13 protein-coding genes are annotated in these 17,200 nt (G+C 68.2%); 9 read left to right on the top strand and 4 right to left on the bottom strand.

Annotated elements, in window-relative coordinates:
- The first annotated feature begins 17 nt into the window (after positions 1–17).
- From eccCa to ACWF4Z_RS30190, 6 genes are all read left to right on the top strand, one after another.
- Positions 18–4,010, top strand: a complete 3,993-nt coding sequence (gene eccCa, locus ACWF4Z_RS30215; protein WP_452246559.1) for a type VII secretion protein EccCa — start codon at positions 18–20, stop codon at positions 4,008–4,010.
- Positions 4,007–4,399, top strand: coding sequence for a hypothetical protein (locus ACWF4Z_RS30210; protein WP_452246558.1), 393 nt, complete (start codon positions 4,007–4,009; stop codon positions 4,397–4,399). The genes eccCa and ACWF4Z_RS30210 overlap by 4 nt, the downstream gene beginning before the upstream one ends.
- 1 nt (position 4,400) lies before the next feature.
- Positions 4,401–5,483, top strand: a complete 1,083-nt coding sequence (locus ACWF4Z_RS30205; protein ID WP_452246557.1) for a DUF6177 family protein — start codon at positions 4,401–4,403, stop codon at positions 5,481–5,483.
- Positions 5,480–6,802, top strand: coding sequence for a type VII secretion integral membrane protein EccD (gene eccD / locus ACWF4Z_RS30200; protein ID WP_452246556.1), 1,323 nt, complete (start codon positions 5,480–5,482; stop codon positions 6,800–6,802). Before ACWF4Z_RS30205 ends, eccD begins: the two co-directional genes overlap by 4 nt.
- 54 nt (positions 6,803–6,856) lie before the next feature.
- A complete protein-coding gene (locus ACWF4Z_RS30195; protein ID WP_452246555.1) occupies positions 6,857–8,182 on the top strand; it encodes a hypothetical protein in 1,326 nt (441 codons plus the stop codon).
- A gap of 239 nt (positions 8,183–8,421) precedes the next feature.
- Positions 8,422–8,931 carry a Rieske (2Fe-2S) protein gene (locus tag ACWF4Z_RS30190; protein ID WP_452246554.1) on the top strand — a complete coding sequence of 170 codons (510 nt, stop codon included), beginning with the start codon at positions 8,422–8,424 and terminating at the stop codon, positions 8,929–8,931.
- 155 nt (positions 8,932–9,086) lie between these two features.
- On the opposite strand, the gene ACWF4Z_RS30185 is transcribed toward ACWF4Z_RS30190, so the two are convergent.
- Together ACWF4Z_RS30185 and ACWF4Z_RS30180 are read right to left on the bottom strand one after the other, a co-directional pair.
- A complete protein-coding gene (locus tag ACWF4Z_RS30185; protein ID WP_452246553.1) occupies positions 9,087–10,301 on the bottom strand; it encodes a S8 family peptidase in 1,215 nt (404 codons plus the stop codon).
- A gap of 149 nt (positions 10,302–10,450) precedes the next feature.
- Positions 10,451–10,921, bottom strand: coding sequence for a DUF6194 family protein (locus ACWF4Z_RS30180; RefSeq protein ID WP_452246552.1), 471 nt, complete (start codon positions 10,919–10,921; stop codon positions 10,451–10,453).
- Positions 10,922–11,003: 82 nt separating this feature from the next.
- On the opposite strand from ACWF4Z_RS30180, the gene uvrC reads away from it, so the two are divergent.
- From uvrC to ACWF4Z_RS30165, 3 genes are read left to right on the top strand one after another with little or no spacing between them, the layout of a single operon-like run.
- On the top strand, positions 11,004–13,067 hold the full coding sequence (gene uvrC, locus ACWF4Z_RS30175) for an excinuclease ABC subunit UvrC (RefSeq protein ID WP_452246551.1): 2,064 nt from the start codon (positions 11,004–11,006) through the stop codon (positions 13,065–13,067).
- Complete coding sequence (gene rapZ / locus ACWF4Z_RS30170; protein WP_452246550.1) at positions 13,067–13,933, top strand: RNase adapter RapZ; 867 nt, start codon at positions 13,067–13,069, stop codon at positions 13,931–13,933. Before uvrC ends, rapZ begins: the two co-directional genes overlap by 1 nt.
- Entirely contained in the window at positions 13,930–14,871 is a 942-nt protein-coding gene (locus tag ACWF4Z_RS30165) for a gluconeogenesis factor YvcK family protein (RefSeq protein ID WP_452246549.1), read from the top strand. Before rapZ ends, ACWF4Z_RS30165 begins: the two co-directional genes overlap by 4 nt.
- A 287-nt stretch (positions 14,872–15,158) precedes the next feature.
- Here the strand turns inward: ACWF4Z_RS30165 and ACWF4Z_RS30160 are convergent, their stop codons facing one another.
- Both ACWF4Z_RS30160 and ACWF4Z_RS30155 read right to left on the bottom strand, forming a co-directional pair.
- Positions 15,159–16,652 (bottom strand): hypothetical protein, encoded by a 1,494-nt coding sequence (locus ACWF4Z_RS30160; protein WP_452246548.1) that lies wholly within the window; start codon positions 16,650–16,652, stop codon positions 15,159–15,161.
- Positions 16,649–17,158 (bottom strand): SigE family RNA polymerase sigma factor, encoded by a 510-nt coding sequence (locus ACWF4Z_RS30155; protein ID WP_452246547.1) that lies wholly within the window; start codon positions 17,156–17,158, stop codon positions 16,649–16,651. The genes ACWF4Z_RS30160 and ACWF4Z_RS30155 overlap by 4 nt, the downstream gene beginning before the upstream one ends.
- Positions 17,159–17,200 lie beyond the last annotated feature (42 nt).

The raw sequence follows: 17,200 nt of genomic DNA, 5'->3' as shown, positions 1-17,200 counted from the left end.
GCGTGCAGCAGCAGCGAGTGATCGAACCCGCTCCGACTCTCGGTGGTGCCGGTGGGGGAGCCGGTGGCGGCGCGACGGTCATGCAGGCGGTCCCGATGCTGACCGGTGCCGGCTCGATGCTGATGATGACGATGGGCCGGTCCGGGCCGATGCTGATGGTCGGGATCGTGATGGCAGTCGTCAGTGTGCTCGGGATGGCCGGCGGCATGCTGGCCGGGCGCGGCCGCGGTGGCAAGCAGCGCAAGGACCAGCGCACCCGGTATCTGGACTACCTCGAGCGGCTTCGCGAAGAGTTCTCGGTCCAGGAGCGGAAGGCTCGCAGTGAGGCGCTCGAGCTGAACCCGCCTCCGGATGCCCTGCTCGACTGTGTGAGCGACGTCTCCCGGTTGTGGGAGCGACGCCGGACCGACAGTGACTTCCTGCAGCCGCGCTGCGGGAGCGGCCGGGTGCCCGTCGTACCGGCTGTGGTGGGCCAGTCCGGTTCGGCGATGGAGCCGCCGGACCAGTTCATGATGGCCGAGGCGAATGCGCTGGTCCGGCGATTCACGCTGATCCCGGACATGCCGCTGACGGTCCCGCTGGATCACGTCGGCAATGTGAGCATCGTCGGCGACCGTGAGGGTGTCGTCCGGGTGGCGCGGTCACTGATCGTGCAGTCCGCGGTGTGGCACGCGCCCGAGGATGTCGTGATCGCCGCGTCGTACCCGCCCGATGCACTGCCCGAGTGGCAGTGGATGTCGTGGCTGCCGCACGTGCAGGATGCGGACCGCAAGATCGGCCCGACGCCGTTCCGGCGGATCGCGCAGAGCCCGACCAAGCTGCAGGCGCTGCTCGCGCAGGATCTGTCCGAGCGGGTCCAGTGGGCGACCGAGTCGCGCCGCGGTTCGGTCGACTTCAACGACCGCCGCCGGCTGACCCAGCGCCTCCTCGTCTTGCACGACACGTACGGCGATGTCGCGGCGGAGGTCCGTCCGCAGGCCGACGACTCGCTCCTTCCCGGTGAGCTCGGCGTCACCGTCCTGCACCTGGTCGCGGATCGCATCCAAGAGCCCAGTTCGGTGACGATGCGGATCACGGTGTTCGGCGACGAGGTCCAGGTCGAGGACCTGCGCGGTCCGTACCCGATGGTCGCGAACGGTCAGGTCGACCACCTGGATGCGGCGCTGGCCGAAGGCATCACCCGCGAGCTCGCACCGCTGCGGCTGTCGGCCGAGTCCATGGAAGAGGACGCCCAGCTCGAGAACGTCGATTTCATGGGCCTGCTCAACATCACCGATGTCGCGAAGCTCGACTTCAAGCAGCTGTGGCAGCCGCGCCCGGACCGGATGTTCCTGCGCGTCCCGCTCGGTGTCGACGACAACGGCGGTACGACGCTCGTCGACCTGAAGGAATCGGCTCAGCTCGGGATGGGCCCGCACGGCCTGATCATCGGCGCGACCGGTTCGGGTAAGTCCGAAGTGCTGCGGACAATGGTGCTGGCCCTGCTCGCGACGCACACGCCGGAGGACCTCGCGCTGGTCCTGGTCGACTTCAAGGGTGGTGCGACGTTCGCGCCGTTCGAGAACGTGCCGCACGTGGCCGGCATCATCACGAACCTGCAGGACGACGCGAGCATGATCGAGCGCGCGTACGCGAGCCTGGCCGGTGAGGTGCAGCGCCGCCAGCAGGTGCTCAAGGACGCGGGCAACATCGCGAACATCACCGACTACCGGCTCTACCGGTCGCAGCGACCGGAGATGCCGGCGCTGCCGCACCTGTTCGTGATCATCGACGAGTTCGGCGAGCTGTTGAACCAGCGGCCGGACTTCATCGACCTGTTCCTGTCGATCGGCCGCATCGGCCGGTCCATCGGTGTGCACCTGCTGCTGTCGAGTCAGCGGATCGAGTCGGGCGCACTGCGCGGTCTCGACACCTACCTGTCGTACCGGCTCGGTCTGCGCACGTTCTCGGAGGACGAGAGCCGCACTGTCCTCGACACGAACGATGCGTTCCACCTGCCGCCGCTGCCCGGTTTCGGCTACCTGAAGGTCGATACGAGCGTGTACCAGCGCTTCAAGGCTGCCTACGTCTCTGGTCCGTACGTCGCTCCGACGATGGACGTGGTCGACGACGAGGCCGATGGCGAGGCTGTCGCGCCGCACGAGCTCCCGCCGTACCAGCAGGACAAGGAAGAGCTGCTGGGTCAGCCGGTCGAGCCCACGGCGACGGAGCGTACGACGGGGCCGACAGTGCTCAACGTGTTCGTCGACCAGGTGCGCACCGCGGCCAACTCGGTGCTGAAGATCTGGCTGCCCCCGCTGCCGGTCGCGTGCACGCTGGACGGCCTGGGCGGTCGAGCTGACTACGTAGACGGTCGCGGGATGCAGCTCGCGGTCCGGTCGCCGCAGATGATGCCGCCGTTCGGTGTGATCGACGACCCGGGCCACCAGCGCCAGGAGGTCTACCGGCTGGACCTGACTCGGGCCGGTGGACATGTGGCGATCGTCGGCGGCCCCCAGTCCGGTAAGACGACCGCACTGCGGACTGTGGTGACGTCTCTGGCTCACACGCACACTCCGGCCGAGGTCGCGATCTACGCGCTCGATCTGGCCGGCGGAGGCATGCAGGCGCTCGCGGAGCTACCGCATGTCGGTGGTGTCGCGCTGCGCACGGACCGGGAGCGGATTCGCCGTACGGTCGAGGAGATCCGGACCATGCTCGACCAGCGTGAGCGGGCCTTCCGCAACCACGCCATCGACACGATGGAGGCACTCCGCCAGGAGCACGCCTCCGGCCGGATCCCGGAGCTGCCGACGGCGGACGTCGTCCTGGTGATCGACAACTTCGGCGCGGTCCGGACCACGTTCGACGAGCTGGACGAGCCGTTGTCCGACATCCTGCAGCGCGGCAGCAGCTACGGCGTGCACGTGGTGACGTCGATGATGCGCTGGAACGACGTACGGATGCAGAACCAGGCGCTGTTCGGCACCATGCTCGAGCTGCGGCTGAACGACCCGTCCGACTCGGGCATCGACCGGCGGCTGCAGGAGGTCCTGCGCAAGGCCGGCCCGGGCCGGATGCTGGTGCCGGGCAGCAAGCTGTTCGTCCAGGTCGCATTGCCGCGGGTCGACGGTGTCGCGTCGGACGAGGGCCTGTCCGAGGTGCTGGAGGCACAGGCCGTGTCAGCCCGGTCGACCTGGCAGGGTCCGCAGGCGCCGCAGATCCGGATCCTCCCGCTGCAACTGCCGCGGGCCGACGTCCCGGACGAGGTCCGCCAGCCGGCCGTCGTGCCGATCGGAGTGGACGAGCGGGCACTGGCGCCGGTCTACCTGGACCTGTCCGGTCGCGACAGCAGTCTGGTTGTGTTCGGCGACAGCGGGTCCGGCAAGACCAACATCGTCCGGCTGATCGTCCAGCAGCTGATCGAGCGCCACAAGTCGGACCAGCTCGTCTTCGCGGTGATGGATCCGCGCCGAGGGCTCCGCGAGTACATCCCCGAGGCGTACGTCGGTGGCTACGCTCCGACCGGCCGGATGGCGGCAGGTCTCGCGGCGGGTGTCTCCGAGGAGCTCGCGAAGCGGATGCCGGATGACACCGGCCAGATCCCCGAGGCTGGGCAGGGTGGTCCGCGGATCGTCGTACTCGCGGACGACTACGACCTGCTGACCAGTGGCGGGCAGTCGCCGATGGACCCGTTCCTGCCGTACATCGCGTCGGGCCGTGACATCAAGCTGCACTTCATCGTGACCCGGCGGGCATCGGGTGCGTCCCGGCAGATGTACGAGCCGTTCATCGCCGCGGTGCTCGAGTCCGGCACGGCCGGCCTGGTGTTGTCGGGCGACCGGGCCGAGGGCCAGCTCTTCACCGGCGCATACCCGGGCGACTATCCACCCGGTCGCGGTCTGTTCGTACGACGAGGCGACGGGCCACAGCTCGTCCAGATGGCGCTGGCAGACGCGGTGCAGCCCGCCAGCAGCACTGTCAGCAACAGCGTTAGCAATGGGGCCGGTACTAGCGGAGGAACGACATGACCTACGACCTTGTGGCCCTGGTGGACGGCCGACCGTCCAACGAGGACGTCCTCGCCGGACTCGCGGCCGCAGGAGCAGACCTGGGCGTCCGCGCGGTCGGCGACGGCGCGGTGGTCCAGCTCTGCGACGAGGACGACGACCCGCTGGTGTCGATCGAGCTGCCATTGCTGGTGCAGGTGCCTGGCGAGGTCGAGCGGATGCTCGGTGCCACTGTCGGTACGGTCGAGACCCCGGCGTGGTGGGTGGAGATCCGGGCGGCCTCGCGCGACGGCGCACGAGAGCTGGCGGAGAAGTTCGCCGACAGCCTGGTCGGTCGGCTCGGCGGACGGGTGTGGTCGTCCGCAGGTGTCGGGCCGACGGTCGCGAGTACGAGCAAGGGGACCAACTGAGATGCCGAACAGTCTGGAGTTCAGCCCCGGAGTCGACCTGATCACCGAATCGGTCGCAGTGGTTATGCAGGACCGTCCGGTCATCGGCATGTCCTCCTGGTTGTCGGACGCGCTCGCTTCGGCGAAGTTCGCGTCCCGCGACGTCCAACTGGTCACGCCACCGACGTCCCGGCTGACCTGGCCGGTCCGGTCGATGTTGTTCACCGGCCTGTACTCGCGGTGGGTGGTGACCGCCGGAGACGACGAGTACTTCGACGGCCTGAGCGGCATCCGGCTCAAGTGGAACGGCGACCAGTTCCTGGCCCGGTCGACGGCCAAGCCGGGGGAGCAGACCTCCGACCTGCACCCGGACTACGTCGTACCGGAAGAGCCGTTCGCCCAGCTGCAGCTGACCGTGCGGGTCCGGCACAAGCCGGTCGCGTCGCTGACGCTCGGCAAGGTCGCCGAATTGTTGTTCACGGCAACCACTGGCAGCGGTCCGGCCGGATGGTCGACCTCCGAGCCGGTGACGCAGCCGTGGAGCCCGGAGGCGCTGACGGAGTACTGTCGCGATCGCGCACCGGACCCGACCTGGCTGGTGGTGTCCGGGCAGCCTGGTCCTGAGTTCAAGCCGGCCGTCGGCACGCTCGAGGCCCGGCGGACCCGGTCCGGGCTGGACGAGACCGTGACGCTCGCGGTGGCGCAGCCGGGGATGGATTTCCCGTCGGCGCACGAGCTCGGTGAGCTGATCGACTCGGTCGCCGACAACTACGAGCTGATCTCCGCCATGGTGATGGGCGCGTACGGCGCCGCCGACGGGACCTACCAGCCGCGATTCGTCGGCATGGCGTGCCCGATCGGCATCGGCGTCGGCCACGAGGCGATGGGCCGGTCGACGGTCGAGGAGATGCTGAAGGTCGACGGCGTCACCGGTGCGCTGGCCATCGGGCCGGCGCACGAGCCCGCGTTCTGGTACCCGGTCGGTGCCGGTCGCGACCCGAAGGACTGGGAGACGTACGCCAAGGTGATGGAGAAGCTGGTGCCGCCTCAGACTCGGACCTCCGACCCGTGGGCCGGCAACGTGGTCGGGAGCGCAGGCAAATGAGTGTGTACAGCCGGGTGACGGTGATCGGTCAACGCCGGCGGCTGGATGCGGTCCTGCCCGCCGACGAGCCGCTCGGCGTGCTGCTGCCGGACCTCCTGCGGATGCTGGGCGAACCACTGCAGCAGACTCCGCAGCGCCGCTTCCTCACCACCGCGACCGGTGTCCTCGTGCCGCCGGAAGGCACGCTGGCGTCGGCGCAGATCATCGACGGCGCTGTGCTCCGGCTGGCTGCCGAAGGTGAGCTGCCGCCACCCCCGACCGTGTACGACGTCACCGAGGAAGCGGTCGAGGACCTCAAACGCCGCGGTACGACGTTCAAGCCGGAGCATCGGCGGATCATCGCCGGGACCGGGCTGGTGTTCTCGATCGTCGCCGGCGCGATCTCCCTGCTCGTTGCCGCGCCGAACGCCCTGACCGCGGCGATCCTGCTCGTGGTCGCAGCGATCTGCGCGTTCGTCGGCATCGCCCTCGGCCGGTCCGGCAACAAGCTGGTCGCGATCCCGCTCGTCACGGTCGCGGCGATCCTGCTCGCGTTGACCGTAGGCTTCTGGGCTCTCGACGCCGGCTGGGAGATAGGGCTGGTCATCACGCTAGGTGCGCTCTGTCTGGCGTCTGGGCCGCTGTTCTACGCCGCTGCCGGGGTCGCCGGTGGTGGTGTGGTCGCGGCCGCGACCGCCATCCTGTTCGTCGCGGTGTGGATGGTGGGCGTCGGCACCGGTCTCGCCTGGGAGCGGATCGGCGCGCTCGCCGCGCTGCTCGCCGTACTCCTGCTCGGTCTGCTGCCGCGGATGGCACTGGCGCTGTCCGGGCTGTCCGGTCTGGACGACAAGCGTGCGTCCGGCCAGGAGATCATGCGGGGCGATGTGCAGAGCGCCCTGAACGCTGCTCACTTGGGTCTGGCGCTGGCGACTGTCCCGATCGCGATCTCTTCGGCCGTGGCGGGCATCCAGTTGCTGCAGGAGGGCTCCGGCTGGTCGGTCGCGCTGGCGCTGGTGCTGGCGTTCCTCCTGGCCTCGCGGTCCCGGCTGTACCCGCTGGTGACCGAGGTCGCCGTACTCTTCGCGGCCGCGTTCACGATCGTCTCCGGCTGCGTGCTGATCGCGGCGCTGAACGGTCAGGGTGGTGCGTTCATCGCGCTGGGTCTGCTGGTGCTGGTTGCGATGTTCTGCGTGTTCGGTCTCGGTTTCGCACCGGCAGAGCATGTCCGTGCGCGGCTCACACAGGTGCTCGATACTGTGGAGGTCGTCGCGATCATCGTGACGGTCCCACTGGCGCTGGGTGTGTTCGGCGTCTACACCGACTTGCTGCACAAGTTCTGACGACCGGATGGAATGACTGAATCAGCTGACTGGCAAGGGGATATGCTGCGCCGGATGTCGGCGGAGCAGTCACCAGCCGAAGAGCCGGCCCACCCCGACACCCCACCCGCACCGGCTCCACCCGATGCGGGCGTCGTCGCGCCACCTGGTCCGGTAGAGCAGCAGCCCGAGTACTTGCCGCCGCCTCCGCAGCAGGCGCCGTACCCGGAACAGCAGCAGTACTACCCACCCCAGCCGCCGTACCCGCAGCAGCAGGGGTATCCGCCGTACCAGCCGCCGCCGTACGAGCAGTACCCGCCGCCTTACCAGCCCTACCCGCCGTACGAGCAGCAGGCACCGTACGAGCCGCCGCCGTACCCGGAGCCCCACTACCAAGCTCCCCAGTACCAAGACCCTCAATACCCGCCCTACCCGCAGCCGCAGTACCAGGAACCGCAGTACCAGGAACCGCAGTACCCGCCCCACCAGCAGCATCCCGGCCAAGCGCCGTACCAGCCAGGCCCGCCGCCGGCCGGGCCGGATGCGGGCTGGGGACCCCCGCCGATGCCGCAGTCGGACCAGATCGGTACGCCGATGCCCCCGGAGCAGGAGGGTGACTCGGTCTTCCGCCGATTCCGGCGGATCGCGTCCGAAGCCGCGTTCCTGGTGGGTGCCTCCGGCCGGATGCAGCGCGACGTCGACAACATCGCGACCATCCGCCGCCCGATCGCGATCATGCGTCGCATCGGCGTCCTCAGCCCGGTCACGAACGGCGGTACGTCGACTGTCACCGCACTCCTGTCCACGATGCTCACTGCACAACGCTCGGACCGGGTCGTCGCAGTGGACGCCGATCCCAGCGGTGCCGAGCTGTCGCGACGCCTGGAGCTGTCTTTCGGCGCTGGAGCGATCGAAGGCGTCACCCTGGTCCGCAGTGAGGGCAACGCCGACGCAGTCCGTACGACGCTCGCCGAAGTGCAGGGCCAAGGAGCCCGAGACGTCGGTCTGGCCCTGGTCGACTGCCCGGGCACCATGTACGACGAGATCAGCACCGAGCTGGCGTCGTCCGGCCATTGCACGGTCCTGGTGGTCCCGTCCGTGCAACATGTCGCCACCTACTGCCTGTCCCAGCTGGATCAGCTGACTCCAGAAGGTCAGGACGTGCTGCTGACCCGGGGCGTCGTGGTCATCAACCTGGTCGAGAACCACGACCCGGGCTCGGTCGGCTGGCTCGCCGACGCGTTCCGTCAGCGCGGCCTCGATCCGATCGTGCTGCCGTACGACGCCCACGTCGCGCGCTCCTGGCCGCTGCACTCCGAGGAACTGCAGGCCGAGACCCGGCGGGCGGTCCTGGATCTGGCCGCCCGAGTGGTCGAGACGGTCACCCGGACTACCAGCTGATTCACAGCAAACTCTCAAACAGCGGTTGAATCCGAAGACTGTTGAACCGAACCGGTCATCCGCCCGTTTGACTCGGTATCCGCCCCGGTTTGGCAGGGTCGGCTACAAAGATGCATAGCGTTCAACTACTTTGACCGGCAAGCTCCTGGAGGTCCAGATTCATGAGCGATGACACCATGTTGGAAGCAGGGTCACCAGCGGCACCCGCTCCCACCGCTCCCGCTCCTACGCCCGAAGGGATGCGTGACCGGCGGTCCGTGCTCCGCTGCGCGGCGATCGCTGCCCTGGTGGGTGCCAGCGCCCCGATCCTCGCCGCCTGCGGTGGCAGCGACGACGCGGGGGGGAGCACCGGCTCCGGCTCCTCGCCGACCACAACGGGTAACCCGAGCAGCTCCGGGCCTTCCTCGAGCGCACCGTCCTCGACGGCTCCTTCGTCGACGGCCCCGCCCGCGAGCGGCGGCAAGGTGCTCGGGCCGGTGTCCGACGTACCGGTCGGCGGCGGGAAGGTGTTCAGCGACGCCAAGGTCGTGGTGACCCAGCCGACCGCGGGGCAGTACAAGGGCTTCTCCGCGATCTGCACGCACCAGGGCAACCCGGTCGGATCCGTGGAGGGCGGTCAGATCATCTGCCCGTTCCACCAGAGCCACTTCAGCATCGCCGACGGCAGCCCGGTCAGCGGACCGGCGCAGTCGCCGCTTCCCGCGGTGAGCGTGGCGGTCGAGGGTACGAACATCGTCCAGTCCGCCTGACCCACCCAACCGACCCCACACAATTTCGCTGGCTGACCCACCAAATGCGGGGTTCCTGACCCAGAACCCGGGTCAGGAACCCCTGAGCTCATGGGTCAGCCAGCGAAATTCGTGGGTCAGCCAGCGAAATTCGTGGGTCAGCCAGGCAAATCCGGCTAGTGGGTGGTGGCTGGGTCGACCTTGCCGACGTAGAGCAGTTTGTTCGGCGAGTCGGTGCCCGGGTCGCCGACCTTGTCCGAGGTCGACGACCCGACCAGGGCCGCCGCGACGTCGGCCGGCTTGGCGTCCGGGTGATCGGCCAGGTAGAGCGCGATCCCACCCGCGACATGCGGCGTGGCCATCGACGTACCGCTCATCTTGGCCGTCGCGTCCGGGTCGGTGATGCCGACCGAGGTGATGTCGACGCCCGGCGCGAAGAGGTCGACGCACTTGCCCCAGTTCGAGAACGTCGCCCGCTTGTCCTCGTCGTCGGTCGCGCCGACGGTGATCGCCGACGGCTCGTTGGCGGGCGAGCCCAGGCAGGCGTCCCCGCTTTCGTTGCCGGCAGCAACGGCGTACGTGACGCCGGAGTCGACCGAGGCCTTCACCGCCGCATCGAGTGCGGTGTCCGCACCGCCGCCAAGGCTCATGTTCGCGACTGCGGGCTTCTTCGCGTTCTTGGTCACCCACTCGATCCCGGCCACCACGGACTCGGTCGAGCCGGAGCCCGTGCAGTCGAGGACGCGAACCGCGATGATCTTGGCGCCCTTGGCCATGCCGTACGTCGATCCCGCGATCGTGCCCGCCACGTGGCTGCCGTGTCCCATGCAGTCCACGCCGTTCTGGCCGTCGCCGACAGTGTCCGTGCCGACCGACGCGCGGCCGCCGAAGTCCTTGTGAGCCGCGTAGATCCCGGTGTCGATCACGTAGACGTTCACGTTCTCGGCGGTCGTGGCGGCCTCGTACTTCTTGTCCAGCGGCAGATCACGCTGGTCGGTCCGGTCCAGACCCCACGGCGGGTCGTCCTGCGCGACGGTGAGCTTCTGGTTCTGCTGTACGTAGGCGACTCGGTTGTCGGCGGCAACCTTCTTGGCCTGGTCCGCGGTCATGGTCGCGGAGAAGCCCTTGAGGGAGGCGTCGTACTGATCGCGCACTTTGACGTCGTAGCTACTCGCGAGGCTCGCGTTGGTGGCTCGCGTCTCGGCCTGCGAGCGTTGCCCGGCCAGTACGACGATGTAGCTGTCAGGAATCGCAGTCGGCGTACCGGCGCCGTGGATGGAGACGGTGGATCCGTCGCTGCCGGCTGCGGTGCCGGCAACACCGGTAACGGCAAGTGCGGACGCGGCGAGTAGACCGAGAACAGCGCGTGATCGACCAACGAGTGGGGACATGGGCGGAACTCCCTCGAGTCAGCGCAGGCATTGTTGCCTCACGCAAAGATCCTGCACATCTACCCTGGGACACACGCTAAAGCCCGCGCGCATCCCAATCGAGGGTCACCTTCGATTTATGAGGTAATCCGCAACGCGACCGCAACGTTTCAGCTCTCCACCACACCGGCACTGTGCCGGGCGTGCTGATTCGAGTACTTGCGGACGGCGAACTCGTACGCCTCGGTCAGCAGCGGCTGCAGCGGCACGAGCGAGGTGGGGGAGACGATGGCGACCCAGTGCTGGGAGGCGTAGAACGGGTGAGGCATCAACGTGTCTCGGGCGGAGTAGTCATGGCCGGAGTCCAGCACCCACTCGGTGTCGCGCTCGGTCGGCACCGGACCGAACAGCGAGGTGTACGTCGCCTTGGTCAGCCCGAGGTTCAGCCGCCAGGCCCCGGGCTCGTCGAGGCGCGAGACCTTCTCGTAGTGGTCGCCAGTGACTATCGTGGCGAACGGCTGCTGCCGCTCCGGCGGCAGGTCGCCGGCCGGGTCGTAGAGGTAGAAGACATCGTCCTGTGCTTCCAGCACCCGGATTCCGTCGTACGCACGGATCACTCGGTCCAGCTCTTCAAGGGTCATGCCTTCAAGTGTGTCATTGAACTAGCAATAGAAACTTTGGCCGGATTCCGGATTTGTCGGCACCCCGAACTAGGGTGGTTGGGTGGCTGATCCGTCCTCTTATCGTCCCGCCCCCGGGTCGATCCCCGACTCTCCCGGTGTCTATCGCTTCAGCGACTCCGCCGGGCGGGTGATCTACGTCGGCAAGGCGAAGAACCTGCGCGCCCGGTTGTCGTCGTACTTCCAGGACCTGGTCAACCTGCACCCGCGGACGCAGGCGATGGTGACGACGGCCTCGAAGGTCGAGTGGACGGTGGTCGCCAGCGAGGTCGAGTCGCTGCAGCTGGAGTACTCCTGGATCAAGGAGTACGACCCGCGCTTCAACGTGAAGTACCGCGACGACAAGTCGTATCCGTGGCTCGCCATCACCCTCAACGAGGACTACCCGCGGGTGATGGTCGGCCGGGGTCAGAAGAAGAAGGGCGTGAAGTACTTCGGTCCGTACAGTCACGCCTGGGCGATCCGGGAGACCGTCGACCTGCTCCTGCGCGTGTTCCCGATGCGGTCGTGCAGCAAGGGCGTCTTCAACCGGCATCGCCAGATCGGCCGGCCGTGCCTGCTCGGGTACATCGGCAAATGCGCCGCCCCCTGCACCGGCCAGGTCAGCCAGGAGGAGCACCGCAAGATCGTCGACGACTTCGCGGCGTTCCTGTCCGGCCAGACCGCGACGTACGTGCGCCGGCTGGAGCGCGAGATGAAGGCCGCCGCGGCCGAGCTCGAGTACGAGCGGGCCGCGAAGATCCGCGACGACCTCGCCGCCCTGGAGAAGGCACTGGCCAAGAACGCGGTCGTCCTCGGCGACGGCACCGACACCGACGTGATCGCGCTCAGCGAGGACCCGCTCGAGGTCGCCGTCCAGATCTTCTACGTCCGCGGCGGCCGGATCCGCGGTGAGCGCGGCTTCATTGCCGACAAGGCCGACGGCACGGCGACCACCGGCGACCTCGTCTCCCGGTTCATCCAGCAGATGTACGCCGATGACTCCGCGGACGCGATCCCGCGCGAGATCCTGGTCCCGACCGAGCCCGAGGACGCCGAAGCGCTGACCGAGTGGCTGTCCGGCCTGCGTGGTTCGAAGGTCTTCATCCGGGTCCCGCAGCGCGGCGACAAGAAGGCGCTGATGGAGACCGTCGAGCGGAACGCGCTGCAGACCCTCACCATGCACAAGACCAAGCGGGCCAGCGATCTGACCACGCGCAACCTCGCGCTCGAGGAGATCCAGACCGCGCTCGAGCTGCCCGAGGCGCCGCTGCGGATGGAGTGCTACGACATCTCGAACCTGCAAGGCACCGAGGTGGTCGCCTCGATGGTCGTCTTCGAGGACGGCCTGCCGCGCAAGAGCGAGTACCGCAAATTCGTGATCAAGGGCGTCGACGGACAGAACGACGTCGCCTCGATCGCCGAAGTGCTGACGCGACGCTTCCGGCGGATGCTGGACGAGCGGGCCACCCTGAACGGCGACGAGGACCCGTCGGGCGCGCTGATCGATCCGGAGACGGGCCGCGCCCGCAAGTTCTCCTACGTGCCGGGACTGGTCGTCGTCGACGGTGGTCCGCCGCAGGTCGCGGCCGCGCGCCAGGCGATGGACGAGCTCGGCCTCGGCGACATCCCGGTCTGTGGTCTGGCCAAGCGCCTCGAGGAGGTCTGGCTGCCGGACGAAGAGGATCCGGTCATCTTCTCCCGCACGTCCGAGGGGCTGTACCTGCTGCAGCGGCTGCGCGACGAGGCCCACCGGTTCGCCATCACCCACCACCGCAGCCGGCGGTCGAAGACGATGGTCGAGAGCGTGCTCGACGACGTTCCGGGGCTCGGCGAGGTGCGCCGGAAGACGCTGCTGCGGCATTTCGGGTCGCTGAAGAAGTTGCGCTCGGCCACGATCGACGAGGTGACGGAGCTGCCCGGATTCGGGCCGCGGCTGGCCGAGTCCGTCGTACTGGCGGTGAACGCTGCGGCAACGCAGGCGGAAACCGGCCGTGCGCCGTCGGTGAATACCGCAACAGGCGAGATACTGGGCGACGACGTACCGGCGACGGCCGGACCACGTTCGGTTGAGACGGTCGCCCCGGTCGAGGCGGCCGACGGGGACCCAGGGAGATCTGAGAACTGATGGACGAAACGGGCGGCAACCTCATCATCGTGTCCGGGATGTCCGGCGCGGGACGAAGCTCCGTCGCCGACGTACTGGAAGACCTCGGCTGGTTCGTGGTCGACAACCTGCCACCGATGTTCCTCACCACGATCGTCGAGCAGGTCGTCGGTACCGGCGCGTCACCGCGGCTCGCGATCGTGGTCGACGTTCGGACCGGGTTGTTCTTCGACGAGCTCAGCTCCGCGATCCACGACCTGCGGCTGAAGGGGTACCGGCCGCTGACCCTGTTCCTCGAGGCGTCCGACGACGTGATCGTGCGCCGGCAGGAGAGCGTCCGCCGGCCGCACCCGCTGCAGGGCGAGGGCCGGCTGCTGACCGGCATCCAGCGCGAGCGCGAGCTGCTCGGCGACATCCGGGCCGGCGCGGACCTGGTCATCGACACCTCGAACATGAACATCCACCAACTCGCCGCCAAGATCGTGAACGCGTTCGGCGACGAGGAGAACGCCGAGCTGCGGGCGACCGTGGTGTCGTTCGGGTTCAAGTACGGCATCCCGGTCGACGCGGACGTGGTCGCCGACATGCGTTTCATTCCGAACCCGTACTGGCAGCCCGACCTGCGCCCGATGACCGGCCAGGACAAGCCTGTGTCAGACTTCGTGCTCAGTCATCCGTTGGCCCAGCAGTTCCTGCAGAACTACGTGGACGTGCTGGACACTTTGCGGACCGGCTACCTGAACGAGGGCAAGCGCTTCGTCACCGTCGCGATCGGCTGCACCGGGGGAAAGCACCGCAGCGTCGCGATGGCCGAGGAGATCGCCCGAAGGCTGCGCGAGAAGGGTTCACCGACGTTGGTGGTACATCGGGATCTGGGGCGCGAGTGACCCGAGCACCTCGGGTCGTCGCCTTAGGTGGGGGACACGGCTTGGCCGCCTCCCTGTCCGCACTTCGTCACGTCACCGACCACCTGACGGCCGTTGTCACCGTCGCGGACAACGGTGGGTCGTCCGGGCGGCTGCGCCGCGAGCTCGGCGTGCTGCCACCTGGTGATCTGCGGATGGCGCTGGCCGCGCTCTGCCGCGACGACGAGTGGGGCAGGACGTGGGCCGACGTGCTGCAACACCGCTTCCGCAGCAACGGCGAGCTCCACGACCACGCGGTCGGCAACCTGCTGATCGTCGCGTTGTGGGAGCTGCTCGGTGAGGCGGTTGACGGGCTCGACTGGGTGGCGCGTCTGCTCGGAGCGCAGGGCCGCGTGCTGCCGATGTCCTCGGTGCCGCTGGACATCACCGCGCGAGTGCTCGGTCTGGTCCCCGATCACCCGGAGCAGATCACCGAGATCCGCGGCCAGGCCGAGGTGGCGACGACCGACGGGCAGGTTGTCGATGTCGCCCTCGACCCGGCCGATCCGCCGGCCTGCCCCGAGGCACTGGTCGCCATCGCGGAGGCGGACTGGGTCGTGGTCGGCCCGGGCTCATGGTTCACGTCCGTGATTCCGAACCTGCTCGTCCCGGCGTTGTGCCGTGGGCTGGAGCAGACCAGCGCCCGTCGCCTGCTGACACTGAACCTGGGGGAGCAGAAGGGCGAGACGGACGGATTCTCACCCGAGACCCACCTCGAGGTCCTCGCCGCCCACGCCCCCGACCTGCGCATCGACGTGGTCCTCGCCGACGTCGACCACGTCCCCGACCCCGCGTCTCTCCGCCGTACGGCGGAATCCCTCGGAGCGGAGGTGGTCATCGCCGACATCGCCGACGACGACCGCCACCTCCACCACGCCCCCGACAAACTGGCCAAGGTCTACCGCGAAATCTTCGCCTGAGCGCGCTATCCAGAAGAGGGCTATTCAGAAGTCCTGAAGACCCAAACAAGAACAAAGCGTGGCCGGTCTGGCCGGTCCGCCTGCTGGCGCGCTAGCAGGCACCGACGCCCAGGCCATCACAATCCTCGTCCAGCGTGGAGCTCACGCCTGACCACCACCCAGGCCCGTGATTGCGATGGCCTGCAGAACCGCCCCGCCAGCCGCCGGCCGTCACCCTTCACATCCAATGGCCGCTGCGCGCCGATCCAGCCAGGCACCCAGCCACTCCAAATCTCCTGGTTGCTTGGTTAGCTGGCGTCGAGTTGTTGTTTTGTGTTGTAGACCTGTTTGCCCTGGGCGTCGAAGCCGCGGATGCGGACGTTCTGGATGTCGTCGTTGCCGCCGGTGACGCCCCAGATGTAGAAGCCGTTGGAGATCAGGGCCTTCGTGGGTCCGAATTTCGGCAGGTCGACCACGATTTGCGCGACGCCCTCGGGCACCATCCCGAAGTGGAAGGCGTCGCCGAAGGTGCCGTCCGCCTTCACCGCGGTCCGGGTGAAGTCGTTCTCGCCGCCCTTGGTGGTCGGCGTCGTCATGTGGCACCAGACGAGCACCTTGCGATCCGGCGAGACGAGCAGCGCGGTCAACTTGTCCCCGGTACCGGTCTTCAGCGCCACGGACCATGACTGCGTGATCGGTCCGGCGGCCTTGTCCCGCGGATCCTTGACCGCACCGCTCTGCCCGTACACCGGGTTGGTGTTGATCTCGTGCTCCCACAACGCGCACCGATCACGGACCTGCTCATCACTCAACGGACTTACCGGCGTCGCCGCAGCGAGCGCCTTCCCAGTCGCGGGATCCTTGCTCAGCACCACCTCGGGTGTGATCGGATCGACAGTCTTGATCGTCACGCTCGGGTCGACAGGCTTGGGGGTCTTCGGCGGTGTGGGTGAGGTCTGGATGAGCTCGAACGTCTTCTTGCCGGTGGCGTCGTACCCCCGGATCCGCTCGACCCGAAGCTCTTGGTGCCCGCCCGCGTACCCGAGGGTGTAGAACCCCTCCGCACCGAGCAGAGCCTGCCGAGGAGTGGATTCACCGGCGATGTTCACCAGCACGTGGGTCACGTCGGTGGGGACCCGGAGACCGGCGGTCTCGGCTGCAGGCACCTCCTGCGAGCCGGTTGGTGGGTGCAGCGGACCGCCGCCGGGACCGGCATCGGACTTGCCTTGCACGTCCGGTAGCACGGCGGTGCTGATGCGCCCATTGGTTGCAGGCTTTCCCTTGCTGTCCATAGTGCAGGTCGAGACGATCGACTTGTCCGGGGACAGGAACATGGCCTCCAGCAGGTTCTTGTCCCCGCTCTTCACGACGACCTGCCAGCGCGCGTTGATCGTGCCGGCCTTGTCGTAGGTGTTGGCGTTGCGTTCGGTGAGGAACTCGACGTACTCCCGGTCGTACTGCTTGCAGCGGGCCAGCACCTCGGCGTCGGACAACGGGCTCACTGCCGGCGGCGGGCCGACCGTGAGGCCGGACTCGTTGTCGACGATCAAGCCTCGGTTGTCCACAGTGATGGTCTGCTTCGTCGTACTCGCTGGGCCTTCGCCGCGGGTCTGCGTGCCTGACCAGGTGGCGATGCCGCCGATGACGACTGCAGTGGTGAGGGCGGCGGTGGTGACGGTGGCGATGCGGCGGTGGCGGACGGAGCGCCGGGCCTTGATCAGCAGGTCGTCGACGGTGGAGTGCATCGGCTGGTCGGTGTCGTCTGCGGCCTCGGCCAGGAGGCGTTCGATATCGGTGCTCACTGGGCGCTCCTTTCGGCGTGTTCGAGTAGTTCGCGAAGGCGGGTCAGCCCGCGGGACGTCTGGCTCTTCACGCCACCGGGGCTGATCCGGAGGATGTCCGCGGTCTCTTCGATGCTGAGGTCGGCGTAGTGCCGCAGTACGACGCACGCCCGCTGGCTAGGCGACAGCAAAGCCAGCGCCTGCGTGACCAGCAGCCGGTCGTCGACCGGTCGCACCGCGTCCGGTGTGACCCAGGCGGTGTCGTCGGCGTCGTTCAGATGCTCACGCCGTCGCCACGGCTTCCTCGACTGGTCGAGTACGGCGTTGACCACGCAACGCTGTGCGTAGGCGTTGAGCCCTTCGGCGCGCTGGATGCGGTTCCAGCGCCGGTAGACGCTCACCAACGCGTCCTGCGCGGCGTCCTCAGCGCGATGCCAGTCCCCGCACATCAAGTACGCCGTACGCCGCAGCCGCCGGATCGTGGTGGCCGCGAACTCGGTGAACTCTTGTTCGTCCTGCGCTCTCATGCCCCTCCTCACAGGTTCGCCGAAGGAACGCGCCCCACCCGC

It is taken from the genome of Kribbella sp. NPDC055071 (assembly GCF_053608045.1).
Note: the sequence above shows the minus strand (reverse complement) of the source record. Positions and strands in the feature narration are given on the sequence as shown.

Excerpts from the sequence above, each read along its gene's own strand:
- ACWF4Z_RS30185 (WP_452246553.1), bottom strand. The coding sequence starts at position 10,301 with ATGTCCCCACTCGTTGGTCGATCACGCGCTGTTCTCGGTCTACTCGCC.
- rapZ (WP_452246550.1), top strand. The coding sequence starts at position 13,067 with ATGGACGAAACGGGCGGCAACCTCATCATCGTGTCCGGGATGTCCGGC.
- ACWF4Z_RS30210 (WP_452246558.1), top strand. The coding sequence starts at position 4,007 with ATGACCTACGACCTTGTGGCCCTGGTGGACGGCCGACCGTCCAACGAG.
- ACWF4Z_RS30205 (WP_452246557.1), top strand. The coding sequence starts at position 4,401 with ATGCCGAACAGTCTGGAGTTCAGCCCCGGAGTCGACCTGATCACCGAA.
- ACWF4Z_RS30190 (WP_452246554.1), top strand. The coding sequence starts at position 8,422 with ATGCGTGACCGGCGGTCCGTGCTCCGCTGCGCGGCGATCGCTGCCCTG.
- eccD (WP_452246556.1), top strand. The coding sequence starts at position 5,480 with ATGAGTGTGTACAGCCGGGTGACGGTGATCGGTCAACGCCGGCGGCTG.
- ACWF4Z_RS30180 (WP_452246552.1), bottom strand. The coding sequence starts at position 10,921 with ATGACCCTTGAAGAGCTGGACCGAGTGATCCGTGCGTACGACGGAATC.
- ACWF4Z_RS30195 (WP_452246555.1), top strand. The coding sequence starts at position 6,857 with ATGTCGGCGGAGCAGTCACCAGCCGAAGAGCCGGCCCACCCCGACACC.
- ACWF4Z_RS30155 (WP_452246547.1), bottom strand. The coding sequence starts at position 17,158 with ATGAGAGCGCAGGACGAACAAGAGTTCACCGAGTTCGCGGCCACCACG.